This is a genomic window from Natronococcus sp. JC468, assembly GCF_012163165.1.
Lineage (GTDB): Archaea > Halobacteriota > Halobacteria > Halobacteriales > Natrialbaceae > Natronococcus > Natronococcus jeotgali.
Genome location: NZ_JAAVUO010000059.1, coordinates 1 through 15,668, shown reverse-complemented (window position 1 = coordinate 15,668; position 15,668 = coordinate 1). Strand labels below are relative to the sequence as shown.

Sequence of the window (15,668 nt, the reverse complement as noted above, 5' to 3'; positions counted from 1 at the left end):
CAAACCACGCTGACTCTTGTTCATCGAGAACAATACGCTTCCAAGGGGGTCAACGCTTTCGCAGACCACTCTTCGGCGAGCGCGCTCCCGGCCGTAATCTATTGCTCGAGGGAGTCGGGCGAGCGCGTGACGCAAACCCCAAGTCGCGGCCGCGAGAGTCCTCGAGTATGTACGAGGCCGTCCGCGCCCACCCCGAGGGACAGAGCACGGTCGCCAGGCTCGCGAAGCGGGCGGCCGACTACGGCTACGAGGGCGTGGTCGTGCGCAACCGCTCCGGATCGCGGGCCGACTACGACGCCGACGCGATCGCGGACGAGTACGGGATCGACGTCGTCGACGGCGTCGAGATCCGGGCCGAGACCCCCCAGGAGGCCAGCGGCGCGGTCGGCAACTACCGCACCTCGCGGACGATCGTCGCCCTCGAGGGCGGGACGAACGCCCTGAACCGCTTCGCGGTCGAGCAGGCGAAGGTCGACGTGCTGGCGGGACCGATGGCGGGCGACGGCGACGTCAACCACGTGCTGGCGAAGGCGGCCGTCGAGAACGGGGTTCGGATCGAGTTCGACCTCTCGAGGGCGCTCCGGGAAAGCGGCGGACGACGCGTGCGAGCGATCCAGTCGCTGCGCAAGCTCGCGGAGATCGTCGACTACTACGACGCACCGTACGTCGTCAGCGCGGACCCGGCGTCGCACCTCGAGCTTCGCGCGCCCCGGGAGCTACAGGCGTTAGGCGAGGAGATCGGCCTCTCGAGGGCGTTCGTCGCGGACGGCCTCGCCGAGTGGGGCCGAGTCGCCGAGCGCAACCGACACGTCCAGTCCGAGTCGTTCATTGAGCCGGGGGTCGAACGGGGCAGGTATGAAGAGGAGCCTCGATGAGCACGCGAATCGCTTCGACGAGATCGCCGGCGACTACGACGACGATCAATCCGCTGAGTACCGCGCGTGTGCGAACCTGGTGATCGAACACGCCGCACCCGACGGCGACGACGTCGTCCTCGATCTGGGAACCGGCACGGGTGCCATCGCACTCGCGCTCGCGCCCGACGCCGAGCGCGTGGTCGGCCGCGATATCAGCGAGGGGATGATGGACGAGGCACGAACGAAAGCCCAGGAGGAAGGCTTCGAAAACGTCGAGTTCGATCGGGGAACCTTCCGCGAGCCCGAGTACGACGGGCCCGTCGACGTGGTGACGTCGAACTTCGCGATGCACCACCTCTCCGACGAGGAGAAACGGGAGGCGATCGAGGTCATCGCCGGCCTCGAGCCCCGCAAGTTTGTCCTCGGCGACGTCATGTTCTTCGGCGAACCCGATCCCGAGGAACCCTTCTACTCGCCCGACGTCGACGATCCCGCGACGGTGGGCACCCTCGCGGACGCCTTCACGAGCGCGGGCTTCTCGCTGACGGCCGTCGAGCGGGTCCACGACCAGGTCGGCGTCCTGGTCGCCGAGCGCGGCCCGGGGACCGACGGCGAGCCCGAAACGGACGCCCGGATCGACGGATGAAACACCTCCCGAAACACCTCCGGCCCCGGTGGCGCTATCTCGTCCTCGAGCTCGAGGCCTGGCCCGACGCCGAGATCGATCGACGGGCGTTCCAGCGGGAGTGTTGGTACGCGGGTCAGAACCTGCTCGGCGATCCGGGTAGCGCCGCGGCGGATCTGACCGTCGTCCGGTTTACCTTCGACGACGGCGCGGGGTCGGCGATCGTTCGGGTCCGCCGGGGCGAGACCGAACCCGCCAGGGCGGCGATCGCTTGCATCGACGAGATCGACGGCGCTGCGGTCGGCGTCCGGGTCAGCGGTATCAGTGGCACGATCCGTGCCGGTGAAGAAAACTATTTAGGACGCGGCCGGCAAGATTCGGAGGAGAGAAACGTCGTGTTCGGGAACGAAGAGCGAGTCGCCGTCGTGCGCGACGGGTCTGCAGACGTGCGACTCGATGACGCGTTCGCGGGCGCGACAGACCTCGATTGCGATTTCGCGTGATACTATGCAGGGACAACAACAACAGCAGGCGTACGACCGCGGCATCACGATCTTCTCGCCCGACGGCCGACTCTACCAGGTCGAGTACGCTCGCGAGGCGGTCAAGCGGGGTACAGCAAGCATCGGCGTGCGGACCGACGACGGCGTCGTACTGGCCGTCGACAAGCGAGTTCCGTCGCCGCTGCTCGAGGACTCGAGCGTCGAGAAGATTCACAAGGCCGACGACCACGTCGGCATCGCCAGCGCCGGCCACGTCGCCGACGCGCGCCAGCTGATCGACTTCGCGCGCCGCCAGGCCCAGGTCAACCAGCTGCGCTACGGCGAGCCGATCGGCGTCGAGACGCTCACGAAGGAGGTCACCGACCACATCCAGCAGTACACCCAGGTCGGCGGCGCCCGACCGTTCGGCGTCGCGCTGATCGTCGGCGGCATCGACAACGGCGAGCCGCGACTGTTCGAGACCGATCCCTCGGGAACGCCCTACGAGTGGAAGGCCCTGGCCGTCGGCTCCGACCGCGGCGAGCTCCAGGAGTACTTAGAGGAGAACTACGACGACGAAGCCGACCTCGACGGCGGTATCGCGCTCGCGCTCGACGCGCTCGCGTCGGTCAACGACGGCTCCTTGCTGCCCAGCGAGGTCGGTCTCGCGACGGTCGACGCCGAGACCGAGCGCTTCGAGCAGTTCGACTACGACCGCATCGAGGACCACCTCGAGGAGAACGACCTGCTCGACGACGGCGAGGAGACCGACGAAGCCGACGAGTAACCGGCTCCGGGCGGTAAAACGCCGGCAGGAAAAGCTCTTTTACCCGGCCGGAGGTATGCTCGGGTATGATATCGCTCGACGAGGCGGTGACGGCGCGACTCGAGTCACACGGGGCGCGCTTCGAGGTACTCGTAGACCCGGACGCGGCGCTGGCGATCAAACGCGGCGACTTCGAGGGCGACCTCGAGGACGTCATCGCCGCCGAGGACGTCTTCGAGAACGCCTCCCGGGGGGACCGACCCGCCGAGAGCGATCTCGAGACGGTGTTCGACACGACCGATCCCATGGAGATCATCCCCGAGGTCATCAGGGAAGGGGAGATCCAGATCACGGCCGACCAGCGCCGCGAGATGCAGGAGCGAAAGCGCAAGCAACTGATCGACACGATCACGCGCAACGCGGTCAACCCGCAGATGGACAACGCCCCGCATCCACCCGAGCGAATCGACAACGCCCTCGAGGAGGCCGGCTTTACCGTCGATCCGATGGAACCGGTCCAACAGCAGGTCGACGAGGCCCTGGACGCCCTGCGGCCGGTGATTCCGATCCGGTTCGAGGAGGTGACGATGGCGGTCCAGATCCCCGCCGAACACGCCGGCAGCGCCCAGGCGAAGATCCGCGAATTCGGCGACCTCGAGCGCGAGGAGTGGCAGGCCGACGGCTCCTGGATCGGCGTGTTGACGTTCCCGGCGGGACTGCAAAACGAGTTCTACGACACGGTCAACGAACACTCCAGCGGCGAGGCCGAAACCGAGCTCGTCAAGGACAAGGACGACCTCAACACTCGATAGCGACCGATTCGCTCCGCTTCTCGATCGAGGGCGCCGGCCCAAGCCGCATCGTGCACTGGATTCAAGACGATCGGCGGCGTACTCCGAGCTATGACCCGCGACCGTTCGACGGAGGTGTTCGACCGCCATCCGTAGCGTCCGAACGCGCGCGTCGCTCGGGCGACGGTCACGGGCCAAGGGTAGCGACGGACGAGCCGTCCCGAGCGACCACCGCCGTCCCCGAACACGACAACTCGTATGAACGCGATCATCGCCAAGCGAGTCGACTCCGGCACCGCAGACACGACCGAGATCCGCGAGCTCGCCGAAGCCGCGGGCTACACCGTCGTCGGCGAGGTGACCCAGTCCCGAACGGCCGACGCGGCGCTCCAGCTCGGCGAGGGGAAAGCCGAGGAGCTCGCCACGGTCGTCGAACGGACCGACGCGGAGACCGTCATCTTCGACAATCGGCTGGGACCCTACCAGACGTACAACCTCGGTCAGCTGTTGCCGGAGGGCGTCGAGGTCATCGACCGGTTCACGCTGATCCTCGAGATCTTCGGTCAGCGCGCCCAGACCCGGAAGGCCCAGCTTCAGGTCGAGCTCGCGGAGCTGCGCTACGAGCTCCCGCGGGCCGAGGCCAAGACGAGCCTCGCCAAGCGCGAGGAACACCCCGGGTTCATGGGGCTGGGCGAGTACGACGAGAGCCGCGAGCAGGACATCAAGGATCAGATCAGCCGTATCAAGGACGAGCTCGAGCGGATCGAGCAGACCGAGGAGCACCGCCGCGAGCGACGGCGCGACTCGGGATTCGACCTGGTCGCGCTCGCGGGGTACACCAACGCCGGGAAGTCGACGCTGCTTCGCCGGCTCGCAGCGGACCTCGACGTCGGTGAGAACGAGCAGCTCCACCCCGACCTCGAGACGACCGCCGAGTCCCAGGACAGGCTGTTCACGACGCTGGGGACGACGACCCGCCGGGCGGCTATCGAACCCCGGGACGTGCTGGTGACCGACACGGTCGGGTTCATCAGTGACCTGCCCCACTGGCTGGTCGAGTCGTTCAAGTCGACGCTCGACTCGGTTTACCGGGCGGATCTCGTCTTGCTCGTCGTCGATGTCAGCGAGGACGTCGACGAGATCCACGAGAAACTCGTGACCAGCCACGACACCCTCTACGAGCGCAACGAGGCGCCGATCGTGACGGTGCTGAACAAGATCGACCAGGTCAGCGAGGACGAACTCGCCGAAAAACGCGAGGCCCTGTCGGCGCTCGCGCCAAATCCCGTCGCCGTCAGCGCCAGGGAGGGAACGAACGTCGACGCCCTGCTCGATCGCATCGACCGCGAGCTGCCCGCCTGGGAGCAGGAGCGGCTCGTTCTCCCGATGACCGACGACACGATGAGCGTCGTCTCCTGGCTCCACGATAACGCCCACGTCGAGGACGTCAGCTACGGCGACGACGACGTGCTCGTCTCCTTCGAGGCCCGCCCCGCGGTCGTCTCGCAGGCCCGTTCCCGCGCGAGCGATCTCCAGACGGCCGCGGCGGAGTCGGCCTGACGGTCCGGGAGCGACCCGGTGTCCGGCCTCTAGGCTTATGGTGGAGCCGTCCGCACGTCCGGACGAATGACGGACGTTACCGTTACTACGACCGACGGACTGGACGGGAGAGAGGTGACCGAGTACCTCGGCGTCGTCTCCGGAGAAGCGATCATGGGTGCGAACGTCGTCAGCGACATCGCCGCCGGCATTCGGGACGTCGTCGGCGGGCGTAGCGACTCCTACGAGAAGAAAGTCGAGAAGGGGCGAACCGAGGCGCTCGCTGACATTCGGATGGAAGCCGAGGAGCTCGGCGCCGACGCGGTCGTCGGCGCGACGTTCGACTACGAGGAGATGGGCGAGGGGATGCTCTGGGTCAACCTCTCGGGGACCGCGGTTCGAACGCGACGGCAGTAGCCGCGGTCCGGTCCGGAGCACTGCCGCGAACCCGTCCATATAAATCATTGAATTGAGTCGAATGGGGTATGGAACGTGTCGCAATCATCGGCGCCTCGATGACCCAGTTCGGCCAGCGCGAGGAGTGGATCCAGGAGCTCCTCGCCGAGGCCGGACTCGACTGTCTCGAGGACGCGGGCGTTGACGCAAGCGACGTCGAGCACCTGTACGTCTCGAACATGGCCAGCGGCGAGTTCGAGGGGCAGACCGGCGTGATGAACGGATTGGCCCACGACATCGGCGCGATCCCGGCGTACACCCAGCGGGTCGACCAGACCAGCTCGAGCGGCGGGGCGGGGATCTACGCGGCCTGGCAGTCCGTCGCCAGCGGCGCCAGCGAGATGACCCTGCTCGTCGGCGGCGAGAAGATGACCCACCGGACGACCGGCGAGGCCACCGACGTCATCGCCTCGCTGACCCACCCGGCCGAGTACAGGACGGGCGTGACCCTGCCCTCCTTCGCGGGGATGACCGCGCGTCACTATCTCGAGCGCTTCGACGCGCCCCGAGAGAGCTTAGCGAAGGTGGCCTCGAAGAACCACGCCAACGGCGTGGACAACCCTTACGCCCAGTTCCAGAAGGAGGTCGACGTCGAGACCGTCCTCGAGTCGCCGATCGTGGCCGACCCGCTGCGGCTGTATGACTTCTGTCCGATTACCGACGGCTCCGCCGCATTGCTGCTGTGCCCCGAGTCGGTCGCCGAGGAGCACGCCGACGAGTACGTCGTCATCTCCGGAATCGACGGCGCGACCGACACGCACGTCGTTCACGAGCGGGAGGATCCGACGGTGATGGGCGGGGTCGTCGAGAGCGGAAAGGGCGCCTACGAGATGAGCGGCTACGGCCCCGAGGATATCGACGTCGCCGAACTCCACGACATGTTCACGATCCTGGAGTTCCTCCAGATGGAGGGGCTCGGGTTCGCCGAGCAGGGCGAAGCCTGGACGCTCGTCGAGGACGGCTACACCGAACGCGACGGCGAGTTACCGATCAACACCTCGGGCGGGCTCAAATCGAAGGGCCACCCGCTGGGCGCCAGCGGGGTCGCCCAGGGCGTCGAGATCTATGAACAACTGGTCGGCGAGGCCGGCGACCGCCAGGTCGACGCGGAGGTCGGTCTCTGTTGTAACGTCGGCGGCTTCGGCAACTGCGTTATCACCACGATCATGGAGGCAGCACGATGACGATGGAAGCGACCCGATACGACGACGGCACGATCAGCTACCCCGGCCACCCGCGCAGCCGAAACGGCGCGGAACCGGTCGGAACGATCGATCTGAGCGAGTACACGGCCGAAGTGGTCACCTGGACGACCAGCACCGCGACCCCGCCGGGCGTCCGCGAACCCAACCACCTCGCGATCGTCGAGTTCGACGTCGGCGAGGTCGTCGAGGACGGCGACGAGACGTCGGTTCGGGCGCTCGTTCAACTGACGGACGGCGACGTCGAGACCGGCGACGAGGTCGAGCCAGTCTACACGGAAGAGCTGCGCGAACCCGGCGCGGGCATCAGGGAACCCGCCAGCCAGGACTGGGACGGCTACCGGTTCGAACCGGTCTGAGGGCCGTTAGCAGGCTCGAGCGCCCGTCGGGGCGACGATCGTTATCGGATCGGATCCGCCGACGCGTAGATCGCGTGCCCGTCCGCTCGAGCCGCGGCGGAGCGGTAAGTTAACCATTCCGACTTTCCGCGTCCGCGGTCGGATCGGCGGCGTTCGGTTAGGCGACCGATACCGACGTTTGACGAGCTGACTGTCCGGATCCCGTGAAAAGAACGTTTTAGGGGGGACCGTGTGTCGCCGGTATGAACAGACGCACTCTCATCGGGCTGGCGACCGGGGTCGGGACGGCGGCGCTGGCCGGCTGTCTCGGTACGTTCTCGGACGCGACCGGTTCCGAGGAGCGAAGCGGCGACGAACCCGACGGGACCGACGGGTCCGGCACGAGCGAGGCCGACGGGCGCGGCGAGGAGTCGCCCGATTCGGGCGCGAGCGACGAGACGGCGGGCGCGGTCGACGTGGTCGTCCGCAACGCCGGCTCCCAGCAGCGGACGGTCGACGTCTCGATCAGCCGCGACGGCGAGTCGGTGATCGATCGAGCCGAGACGCTCCCGGCCGGGGACGCCCTCGAGGTCGCGCTGCAGGAGGCGGGCACCTACGACGTGGCCGTCGAGACGGACGCGGGGCGGAGCGAGACGACGGTGACGCGGTCCGCCGACTGCGCGGCGGCCCGAACCGAGATCGCGGTCTCGGAGTACGGATACGAGACGACGAACACGAGTGCGTGTTGAGCCGAGCGCGCCGATTCGACCCCGTTTCGAGCGCCCGGACGCCGCGAAAGAGCGGGCGTCCACCCGTCTCCGCGCTCGCGTCGATTCGCGCTATCGCCGCAGTTTACCAACATAGTTTGGAATGAGCGTTTTTACGATCCCGCTCCTACCCGTAATCGGCAGGACGCCGCTCCACATCACCCATCCACCACCCACCACCTACCCACCCACCACCGACGGCTACCCTGCCAGCCGAACGACTTCGGTACCGTCGTTCACCCGCACCCACCACCCTACCGCGACGACGCTCCCGCGTCTCGCACACCCCTGTCGTCCGCCGGAGTCGCGTACTCCCCGCGCGATTCCGGTATCGTTCCTTTCCCGTACTACCCGATAGCCGCCCGGCCGTTCCGAGCCTCCGCGGTGCTGCGATCGAGTCACGAGGGGACGGGATCGACCTCGAGCGCGGCCGCCAGCATCGCCGTCTGTACCGTTCGTAGATCCGTCCCGCGGACGGTCGCCGCCGCGCGGAACCGCTCGCGGAGCCCCGCGGCTCGATCGGGCGCCGCGGCGAGTCGGACGAGTTCGAAGGCGTCAGGCTCGAGTCCGGCGACCGCGTCGAACGCGGCCGCGTCGTACAGCCGGGGGAACGCGGCGAGGACGTCGGCGACGATCTCGTCGGTGGCCTCGGCGCCGGGATCGCCCGCCGGAACCGGTTCCGTCGTCTCCGCGAAGTAGTCCTCGAGGTCGACGACCCCGGCCGACTCGTAGGCGGCCGCCGAGAGCGCGTCGGCGACCGGTCGGCTGACGTAGACGCCGACGAGGGAGAACCGTTCGGTCATGGTGGTCGCTTCGACCCCCAGCCAACAATAGCTATCGTCTAGGAGAGCTGGGCCGTCACGTCGGTCGCGGACACCATCCCGACGTAGTCGTCGCCGTCGACGACCGGGAGGTGCGTGATGCCCAGGCTGGTCATCATGGCGGCGATCTCCTCGAGGTAGAGATTCGGGGGGACGGTCTCGACGGACTCGGTCATCACCGCGTCGACGTCGACGGCCGTCGGATCGTGGCCCTCCGCGGCGGCCGTGACCAGGTCGGTGCTGGTCACGATCGAGGGTGGATCCGTCCGGACGACCAGCGCGCTGATCTCGCTGTCGCGCATCGCTGTCGCCGCCTCGGTCAGCGTCGCGTCCTTCGAGACCGTCTCCAGCGGCGTCGACATTACGTCCCGCACCTGCGTGCTATCGCTATCCATACCACCGGTACGCATTGGAGCGGTATCGGTGTTGTGACCGACGCCGATCTTGCGCTACTCGCGCTCGAGGACCACCACGCCGAGTAGAATCAGCGTGCCCCCGACGACCGTCGCCGTCGTGACGGGTTCGGCGAACAGCGCGGCACCGAGCCCGACCGTGACCGGGGGTTCGACGGTGCTGACGATCCCCGCGCGACTCGCGCCCACGTACCGCAGGCCGGCGAAGAACGCGATCACCGGAAGCGCCGTCGCGGGGACGGCGAGACACGCCAGGAGCAGCCAGGTCGACGGCGTCGTCGGGACCGAGAGCTCGCCCGTAGCCGCTCCGATCGCGACGAAGACTCCGCCGGCGGCGGGCAACACGTGTGCCGTGAGCACCAGCGGATCCACGCTGACCAGCAGCGCCCGCGAGACCGTGATGTAGACGGCGTAGGCGACCGCGGCCCCGAGCACGACGGCGACGCCGATCGGCGAGGCGCCGGCGGGATCGGCGCCAGTCACGAGCGCGACGCCGCCGAGCGCCAGACACAGTGCGACGACCATCGCGGGCGTCGCGCGCTCGCCGAACCCCGCCACCGCGATGACGACGACGAACGCCGGATAGGTGTAGAGGACGATCGCGACCAGCCCCGCGGTCATGTACTCGAGGCCGAGGAAGTACAGGCCGCTCTGGGTCGCGTAGCCGAACGCCCCCAGCCCGAGCGCGATCGCCAGCGTCCGCCCGCGAAGCACCGTCAGCCGACCGCGAACCGCCAGCAGCATCCAGACGGCGAGCGCCGCGAGCAGGAAGCGAAACGCGAGCACCGTCGGGATCGAGAGCGCGGCCCGCTGGGCGTAGAGCCCGAAGATGCCGAGGGTTCCGAACCCGACCCCCGACGCCAGGACCAGCGCGATTCCGATCCGATCGCGGGTCGGCGCGAGCCGCCCGGAGACGGTGTTCATGCCTGGTCCGTCTCGAGAGAGCGCTATAGAAATTGCTATCGGCTCGCACGGTCCGGGCGCGAAGCGTCGAGTCCGACGATCAGTACTGTAGCGACGGCGCGTCGCGACCCGCGTCGGTCCCGGTGAGCTCGGACGAACTCAGGCAGTGGATACAGCCCTCGAGGGTACCGTCGTTATCGCCGAAGACGCGGACGAAGTTCGCCGAGATCGGCGCGTCGCAGTTGTGGCAGGTTCGCATCGGCATCACGTCACATGTTACCACAGGACACTATCCGAGTTAACTCTATCGCCGCGCGCGGCGGTCGCTCGACGTGACCCGCGGGGCCGAAGCCTCGGCCGAGTAACGCGGTCCTACTCCGGGAGCGATCTCGTTCACCGAGACGAGCGTGAGAGATCGAACGACGTCGAAGGCCGAAAGAAGAGACGCGCGGCGTCGATTGCCGCTTACTGTCCGCCGTCGATCGAGACGTCCGAGACCGTCACCGAGACGTTCTCGACGGTGAGATCGATCGAACTGATCTCGTAGGTGCGGTCGTTGACGTCGACGGTGACGCCGTCGGTCTGGACCCCGGCCGAGTCGATCTCGTACGTTCGCTCGTCGATCTCGTAGGTGGGGAGTCCGTCGGCCGAGAGCTCGAGGCCGTCGATAGTTACGTGTTCGTCCTCGATGGAGGCGTCGATGCTGCCGACCTGGTGGACGCCGTCGGCCCCGCCGGCGGCGACCGCCCCCGCCGAGAGGAGGGTGACTGCCAGCGCCACCGCGATCCCGATCGCACCGAACCGCATCGTCGTTCCCATGTACGGGAGAGAACGGTTACGTACGCAATGAATGTATCCATCGTTGACCACGCGGAACGCGGGCGCCGCGGCGGTCGGGTCCCCGGGCGCCGAACCGATTCGGCGAGTCGGCCGCCGGGTCTTCCTCGAGGGGGCAGCTATTTCCACCGACCGCCACGAGGTTGGCGTATGGACGACGGGAAACAGGCCACGTTCGGCTCCGAAGGGGAGCTTCGAACCGACGGCGACGACGAGGAAGACGGCGCCGGGGACCCGGGGCCGGCGGAAAACGACTTCGGCGAGGAGCGCGGCGAGAACGAGACGAAATGCGGTGCGAACCGGTACGACGTCTCGAGCCTGCTCCAGAAGGCGGTGCGTCGGTCCGACGAGGAGGTCGCGGCGTGGGCCGCCTGGGAGCTGGTGCGGTCGGGGTTCGCCTGGAACTTCTGGGATCGGATCACCCTCTACGTCGTCGAGGACCTCCGGGCGGGCCACGACGTCGCGCTCGTGATCGACCGCTACGAGGAGCTGGCCCGCGAGCGCTGGTCGGAAAGCTCCTGGGAGGGCCGGCTCTGTGCGGTCCACGCCGCGCTGGCGGCCGCCCGGGCGCCCTCGAGCCGGGAGGCCTCCCACGCCGACGACTACTTCGGCGAGCTCTCGGCCGAGCGCGCGGCCGCCCGCGAGGACGGCCGGGAGCCGCGGTACGACCACCCCGCCGACGAACTCGAGCCCGGCGGGCGCTACGACGTCGCGTTCGACCAGCACACCTACGAGGGGAAGGCCCTCGGTCGGAACGGGCGCTTTTTCAGGACCCACGGCGCCCGCGTCGGCCCCGAGGGCGAACCGGAGCTGAGCCGCCAGTGGCGCCTCCAGAGCATGCGCCTCGAGGACCGGGAGTACGTCGACGAGGAGCTGGCACGCGCGGTCGAGCCCGTCGACCCCGACGACAGGTGGGGAACCGACGACGAGGGGACGGACGACGACTGAGCCGACCGATCGACGCGGACTGCGTTTGGGCCCGATCGCAGTCGTTTTCGCTTCCGATGTTGAGATATCGTCTCCGTATTTCCACCGAACGTCGAATCCATAGTGGAATATATACTGATTACTGGTCACCGGTGGCGATTTGATTGTTTGGTCTGGGTAATAATCAGGCTTATACGACGTCGTGCGTCCAGATATCGTAGACACGTGAGCCCGAACGTAACTCTCGAGTCGGATTCAGAACCGAACCGTGAACCTATCTGTGGTGAAAGCGGACACACGTCCGCAGGTGAGAGCGGAGGTGGTCGGCCGTGATCCACGGCAAGTGGAAGAACCTCCTGCTGGCGACGGCGATGTTCAACCTCGGATTCGTCATCTGGTTCTCGTTCGCGCCGTTTACGGGCGGGATCGCCGACGAGTTCGGCCTCTCGGTCGCCCAGCTGGGGCTCGTCTCGAGCGCGGCCGTGATCGCCGTCCCGGCCGGGCGGATTCTGATCGGCCCGCTGACCGACAGGTACGGCGCGCCCGTTACCGCCAGCGTGACGCTGCTCGTCGTCGGCGCGTTCTCGATCGTCAGCGCGTTCGCGACGACCTACGAGGTCTTTACCGTCTCGCGGGTGATCGCCTCGCTGGCCGGGATCACGTTCGTCATCGGGATCCAGCACGTCGCCGAGTGGTTCGAGGAGGAGAACCTTGGTCTGGCGGAGGGCGTCTTCGCCGGGGTCGGAAACGCCGGCGCGGGTCTGGGCGCGTACTTCACCCTTCCTCGGATCTTCGGCGAGGGGTACGCGGGACCGCTGTTCGCGACGAACTGGCGCGCCGCCTTCTTCTACACCGGCGTCCTCGCGGTCGTCCTCGGGGTCGCCTACTACGTCCTCGGCGACGCCGCCAAGAGTGAGGCCAAGCGGCGAGCGACCAAGGAGAACGCGAGCTTCGAGCAGTTCCTCTACGTCGGCACGCGCCACGGCGCGGTCGTCCTCGCGGCAGCGTACGTGATGACCTTCGGCCTCGAGGTCGCGATGAACGGCTGGCTCGGAACCTACTACCGCGAGGGGTTCGACCAGGGCGACGTCGTCGTCGCGGCGACGTTCGCTGCGACGTTCTCGATCGCGGCCGGACTGCTCCGGCCGATCGGCGGCTACGTCAGCGACGTCGCGGCGCGCCGGGAGCGGGACGTCCTGCCGTGGTTCGAGGGGCGGTACCGCGAGCAGTGGACCTTCGCGACGCTCGGGTTCGTCGTCGTTGCGCTGGTCGGAATGACCGCCGCCGGATTGACGGGGAACGTCTCCCTCGCGGTCGCCGCGGGCTTTCTCGTCGGGGTCGGCTGCGCGTTCTCCGAGGGCGCGATCTTCGCGCAGGTACCCGCGATGTTCCCGAACAACTCCGGCAGCGTCGCCGGCGTCGTCGGCGGGATCGGCACGATCGGGGGCACTGTCTACCCGCTCGTGTTCGCCGCGCCGTTTCTCCCCTCGCTCCACCTCGGGTACGCCGTCGTCGCCGCCACGATGCTTCCGATCCTCGCGCTGGCGGCGTGGGCGTTCCAGCCCGCCGTCGCCGAGCGCGCGACCGAGGACGGCTGGCTCGTCGACGGACGACCCGCGGGCGAGTCGGTCGTCTCGAGCGACGACTGACGACCGTCGAACCCGCCGCCGACGTCAGCTCTCGTCGGTCTCGAGTTCGAACTGTTCGTTCTCGGCGACGGCGTTGAGGACGATGCTGGTGTTGGACTGGTTGATGTCGGGATCCGTAACCAGCGCCTTGATCTGGTCGTTCATGTCATCGGTGTCCCTGAACTTCCCGATCGCGATGACGTCGTAATCGCCCGTGACCTCGTAGACGGACATCATCTGTCGGTGCTCCCGCAGGGACTCGGTGATCTCGGCGAGGGCGTCGCCCTCGACCTTGAGCTGCATCACGGCGGTCACGTCGTAGCCGGCCGCGTCGTAGTCGACGATCGGCGTGTACCCTCGGATGACGCCTTCCTCCTCGAGGTCAGAGAGGTGGTTCGAGACGGTCGTGACGGAGACGTCGAGCTCCTCGGCGAGGCTCCGAAGACTGGCCCGTCCGTTTTCGAGCAGTGCGTTTACCAGGTCTTTGTCTAGGTGTTCGTACGTCACTACGTGGAGCGTCTCGCTTCTGCTACTATGAACTTACGAATGTCAACTTTCATCCTGTCATCGATGGAAGGGAACGCTCGGAGGCGCGTACTCCCGCCGTACACGTCCGTCAGGCGCTCGCTTCCGCGATCGCCTCGACGTCCCGATCGTGCGGCGGCGCGACCCGAACCGCGCACTGTTTGAAGTGGGGCTCCCTCGAGCGCGGATCGACCGCGGGGAGCGTGAGGTCGTTGACGTCGGGGTGGTGGATCGGTAGCCAGACGACGCCGTCGGGGATCGACTCGTCGGCCTCGACGCGAACGGTGACCGACGCCCGCCGGGAGACGACGCGGCCGTACCGTCCGTCGGGACCGCCCTCGAGGTCGTCCGCGACGGCGACGGCCGTCGCCGGGCTCACGCGCGCGGTCGGCGGGTCGTCCTCGCGGGTCCGAACGCCGGTGTTGTACGCGTCGGGACGACGCGCGGTCGTCAGCGTGAGCGGGTAGTCGTCGTCGGTCGGTTCGGGCAGCGGTTCGGCCCGCGCGTCCGAAAAGCGGGCGCGGCCCGACGGGGTCGGGAACGACCACGACTTCGTTTCGCCGTCCGCCGTCCCTGTCCCCGTCCCCTCGTGGTACCGGTAGCCGCCCGCGGCGTCGGGTTCCGGCGCGGGCCACCGCACCGCCAGCTCGGCCTCGAGGCGGTCGTAGGAGATCCCCGAGAGGTCGGCGGGGGTCCCCTCGGTCAGCGCGGCGAGCTCCGCGAAGACGGGTTCGGGCTCCCGGGAGCCGTCGAACAGCCCCGGCGCGAGCCGATCGGCTACCGCGGCGATCAACTCGAGATCGGAGCCGACCCCCGAGGGCGTCTCGGTGGCGGCCCGAACCCGCGAGACGGTGCGTTCCATGTTGGTCGCCGTCCCCTCAGACTCCCCCCAGGTCGCGGCGGGCAAAACGACGTCGGCGAACTCGACGGTTTCGCTGCGGAAGGCGTCCTGCACGACGAGGAAGGCGTCCTCGAGGGCCTCGCGGACGCTCGTCGCGTCGGGCATCCCCGCGACGGGGTTGGTCGCGACGGCGTAAACGGCCTCGACGTCGTCGCCGATCGCGTCGACGATCCCGACCGGACCCGGACCCGGATCGTCCGGCAGCCGCGAGGCCGGAACGTCCCAGGTCTCCGCGACGGCCTCTCGGGCTCCGGGATCGTCGAACGGTCGCTGGCCGGGCCAGGTCCCCTTCGAGGAACAGACCCGAGTTCCCATCGAGTTCGCCTGCCCGGTCAGCGAGAACGGGCCCGAGCCCGGACGGAGGTTGCCCGTCGCCAGACAGAGATCGATCAGCGCGCCCGCGGCGTCGGTGCCGTTGACGCTCTGGTTGATCCCCATCCCCCAGTAGACGAGCGTGCGGTTCTCGAGGGCCGCGGCCAGTCGGTCGACGTCGGCCATCGAGACGCCCGCGCGCTCGGCCGCTCGAGCGGGGTCCGGCAGCTCCTCGCGGAGCGCGTCGAATCCCGTCGTCGCCTCGGCGACGAACGCCTCGTCGACCCGGTCGGTTTCGACGATTCGAGCCAGGACCGCGCGCGCCAGCGCGAGGTCGCCGCCGGGCTCGATCGGGACATGGTGATCCGCGACCTCGGCGGTCTCGCTCTCGATCGGGTCGACGACGAGCAGCTCCGAGTCCTCGGCGTCGGCGGACTGGTTTATCCACCGGAACAGCACGGGGTGGGCCGCGGCCGGGGTCGCCCCCCAGACGAGGTGGGTCTCTGCCTCGGGAACGTCGTCGTAGGTCGGCGGGGGCGCGGCGCTGGCGGGCGCGGCGGAGTTCGCCGTCTCCGCCG

The 15,668-nt window shown here is 68.3% G+C and carries 19 protein-coding genes; 12 read left to right on the top strand and 7 right to left on the bottom strand.

The annotated features are described in order from the left end of the window. Window positions 1-167: 167 nt before the first annotated feature. The 10 genes from GWG54_RS19155 (at window position 168) to GWG54_RS19110 (ending at window position 7,805) form a co-directional block, all read left to right on the top strand. Entirely contained in the window at window positions 168-875 is a 708-nt protein-coding gene (locus tag GWG54_RS19155) for an RNase P subunit p30 family protein (protein ID WP_167939256.1), read from the top strand. After that, a complete protein-coding gene (locus tag GWG54_RS19150; protein ID WP_167939255.1) occupies window positions 856-1,503 on the top strand; it encodes a class I SAM-dependent methyltransferase in 648 nt (215 codons plus the stop codon). The genes GWG54_RS19155 and GWG54_RS19150 overlap by 20 nt, the downstream gene beginning before the upstream one ends. After that, a complete protein-coding gene (locus GWG54_RS19145) occupies window positions 1,500-1,985 on the top strand; it encodes an Rpp14/Pop5 family protein (protein ID WP_167939254.1) in 486 nt (161 codons plus the stop codon). Before GWG54_RS19150 ends, GWG54_RS19145 begins: the two co-directional genes overlap by 4 nt. A 4-nt stretch (window positions 1,986-1,989) precedes the next feature. Then, window positions 1,990-2,751: an archaeal proteasome endopeptidase complex subunit alpha gene (psmA, locus tag GWG54_RS19140; RefSeq protein ID WP_008425908.1), complete on the top strand. Its 762-nt coding sequence runs from the start codon at window positions 1,990-1,992 to the stop codon at window positions 2,749-2,751. Between the two features lie 65 nt (window positions 2,752-2,816). Then, window positions 2,817-3,542, top strand: coding sequence for a ribosome assembly factor SBDS (locus GWG54_RS19135; RefSeq protein ID WP_167939253.1), 726 nt, complete (start codon window positions 2,817-2,819; stop codon window positions 3,540-3,542). A gap of 237 nt (window positions 3,543-3,779) precedes the next feature. Then, window positions 3,780-5,081, top strand: coding sequence for a GTPase HflX (gene hflX / locus GWG54_RS19130; protein WP_167939252.1), 1,302 nt, complete (start codon window positions 3,780-3,782; stop codon window positions 5,079-5,081). 66 nt (window positions 5,082-5,147) lie between these two features. Further along, entirely contained in the window at window positions 5,148-5,477 is a 330-nt protein-coding gene (locus GWG54_RS19125) for a YbjQ family protein (RefSeq protein WP_167939251.1), read from the top strand. 68 nt (window positions 5,478-5,545) lie between these two features. After that, window positions 5,546-6,700, top strand: a complete 1,155-nt coding sequence (locus GWG54_RS19120) for a thiolase family protein (RefSeq protein ID WP_167939250.1) — start codon at window positions 5,546-5,548, stop codon at window positions 6,698-6,700. Continuing rightward, a complete protein-coding gene (locus GWG54_RS19115) occupies window positions 6,697-7,077 on the top strand; it encodes a nucleic acid-binding protein (RefSeq protein WP_167939249.1) in 381 nt (126 codons plus the stop codon). Before GWG54_RS19120 ends, GWG54_RS19115 begins: the two co-directional genes overlap by 4 nt. A gap of 242 nt (window positions 7,078-7,319) precedes the next feature. Continuing rightward, window positions 7,320-7,805, top strand: a complete 486-nt coding sequence (locus GWG54_RS19110) for a hypothetical protein (protein ID WP_167939248.1) — start codon at window positions 7,320-7,322, stop codon at window positions 7,803-7,805. A gap of 416 nt (window positions 7,806-8,221) precedes the next feature. Here GWG54_RS19110 and GWG54_RS19105 read toward each other — a convergent pair whose 3' ends face one another. The 5 genes from GWG54_RS19105 to GWG54_RS19085 form a co-directional block, all read right to left on the bottom strand. Next, entirely contained in the window at window positions 8,222-8,626 is a 405-nt protein-coding gene (locus tag GWG54_RS19105; RefSeq protein ID WP_167939247.1) for a hypothetical protein, read from the bottom strand. Window positions 8,627-8,664: 38 nt separating this feature from the next. After that, a complete protein-coding gene (locus tag GWG54_RS19100) occupies window positions 8,665-9,006 on the bottom strand; it encodes a CBS domain-containing protein (RefSeq protein WP_167939257.1) in 342 nt (113 codons plus the stop codon). A gap of 87 nt (window positions 9,007-9,093) precedes the next feature. After that, window positions 9,094-9,981: a DMT family transporter gene (locus GWG54_RS19095; protein ID WP_167939246.1), complete on the bottom strand. Its 888-nt coding sequence runs from the start codon at window positions 9,979-9,981 to the stop codon at window positions 9,094-9,096. A gap of 79 nt (window positions 9,982-10,060) precedes the next feature. Further along, window positions 10,061-10,219: a hypothetical protein gene (locus tag GWG54_RS19090; RefSeq protein WP_008424703.1), complete on the bottom strand. Its 159-nt coding sequence runs from the start codon at window positions 10,217-10,219 to the stop codon at window positions 10,061-10,063. A gap of 206 nt (window positions 10,220-10,425) precedes the next feature. Then, a complete protein-coding gene (locus tag GWG54_RS19085) occupies window positions 10,426-10,779 on the bottom strand; it encodes a hypothetical protein (protein WP_167939245.1) in 354 nt (117 codons plus the stop codon). Window positions 10,780-10,947: 168 nt separating this feature from the next. Between GWG54_RS19085 and GWG54_RS19080 the strand changes: the two genes are divergently transcribed. Then, window positions 10,948-11,745, top strand: a complete 798-nt coding sequence (locus GWG54_RS19080) for a hypothetical protein (RefSeq protein ID WP_167939244.1) — start codon at window positions 10,948-10,950, stop codon at window positions 11,743-11,745. A 308-nt stretch (window positions 11,746-12,053) separates the two neighbouring features. Next, the gene (locus GWG54_RS19075; protein WP_167939243.1) at window positions 12,054-13,373 is read left to right on the top strand and encodes an MFS transporter; all 1,320 of its coding nucleotides are present in this window, start codon (window positions 12,054-12,056) and stop codon (window positions 13,371-13,373) included. Window positions 13,374-13,397: 24 nt separating this feature from the next. On the opposite strand, the gene lrp is transcribed toward GWG54_RS19075, so the two are convergent. Continuing rightward, a complete protein-coding gene (gene lrp, locus GWG54_RS19070) occupies window positions 13,398-13,859 on the bottom strand; it encodes an HTH-type transcriptional regulator Lrp (RefSeq protein WP_008424707.1) in 462 nt (153 codons plus the stop codon). 109 nt (window positions 13,860-13,968) lie between these two features. Next, window positions 13,969-15,668 (bottom strand): molybdopterin-dependent oxidoreductase (locus GWG54_RS19065; protein WP_167939242.1); only part of this gene is annotated, 1,700 nt, incomplete at its 5' end.

Excerpts from the sequence above, each read along its gene's own strand:
- GWG54_RS19155 (WP_167939256.1), top strand. The coding sequence starts at position 168 with ATGTACGAGGCCGTCCGCGCCCACCCCGAGGGACAGAGCACGGTCGCC.
- GWG54_RS19150 (WP_167939255.1), top strand. The coding sequence starts at position 856 with ATGAAGAGGAGCCTCGATGAGCACGCGAATCGCTTCGACGAGATCGCC.
- GWG54_RS19145 (WP_167939254.1), top strand. The coding sequence starts at position 1,500 with ATGAAACACCTCCCGAAACACCTCCGGCCCCGGTGGCGCTATCTCGTC.
- psmA (WP_008425908.1), top strand. The coding sequence starts at position 1,990 with ATGCAGGGACAACAACAACAGCAGGCGTACGACCGCGGCATCACGATC.
- GWG54_RS19135 (WP_167939253.1), top strand. The coding sequence starts at position 2,817 with ATGATATCGCTCGACGAGGCGGTGACGGCGCGACTCGAGTCACACGGG.
- hflX (WP_167939252.1), top strand. The coding sequence starts at position 3,780 with ATGAACGCGATCATCGCCAAGCGAGTCGACTCCGGCACCGCAGACACG.
- GWG54_RS19125 (WP_167939251.1), top strand. The coding sequence starts at position 5,148 with ATGACGGACGTTACCGTTACTACGACCGACGGACTGGACGGGAGAGAG.
- GWG54_RS19120 (WP_167939250.1), top strand. The coding sequence starts at position 5,546 with ATGGAACGTGTCGCAATCATCGGCGCCTCGATGACCCAGTTCGGCCAG.
- GWG54_RS19115 (WP_167939249.1), top strand. The coding sequence starts at position 6,697 with ATGACGATGGAAGCGACCCGATACGACGACGGCACGATCAGCTACCCC.
- GWG54_RS19110 (WP_167939248.1), top strand. The coding sequence starts at position 7,320 with ATGAACAGACGCACTCTCATCGGGCTGGCGACCGGGGTCGGGACGGCG.
- GWG54_RS19105 (WP_167939247.1), bottom strand. The coding sequence starts at position 8,626 with ATGACCGAACGGTTCTCCCTCGTCGGCGTCTACGTCAGCCGACCGGTC.
- GWG54_RS19100 (WP_167939257.1), bottom strand. The coding sequence starts at position 9,006 with ATGTCGACGCCGCTGGAGACGGTCTCGAAGGACGCGACGCTGACCGAG.
- GWG54_RS19095 (WP_167939246.1), bottom strand. The coding sequence starts at position 9,981 with ATGAACACCGTCTCCGGGCGGCTCGCGCCGACCCGCGATCGGATCGGA.
- GWG54_RS19090 (WP_008424703.1), bottom strand. The coding sequence starts at position 10,219 with ATGCGAACCTGCCACAACTGCGACGCGCCGATCTCGGCGAACTTCGTC.
- GWG54_RS19085 (WP_167939245.1), bottom strand. The coding sequence starts at position 10,779 with ATGGGAACGACGATGCGGTTCGGTGCGATCGGGATCGCGGTGGCGCTG.
- GWG54_RS19080 (WP_167939244.1), top strand. The coding sequence starts at position 10,948 with ATGGACGACGGGAAACAGGCCACGTTCGGCTCCGAAGGGGAGCTTCGA.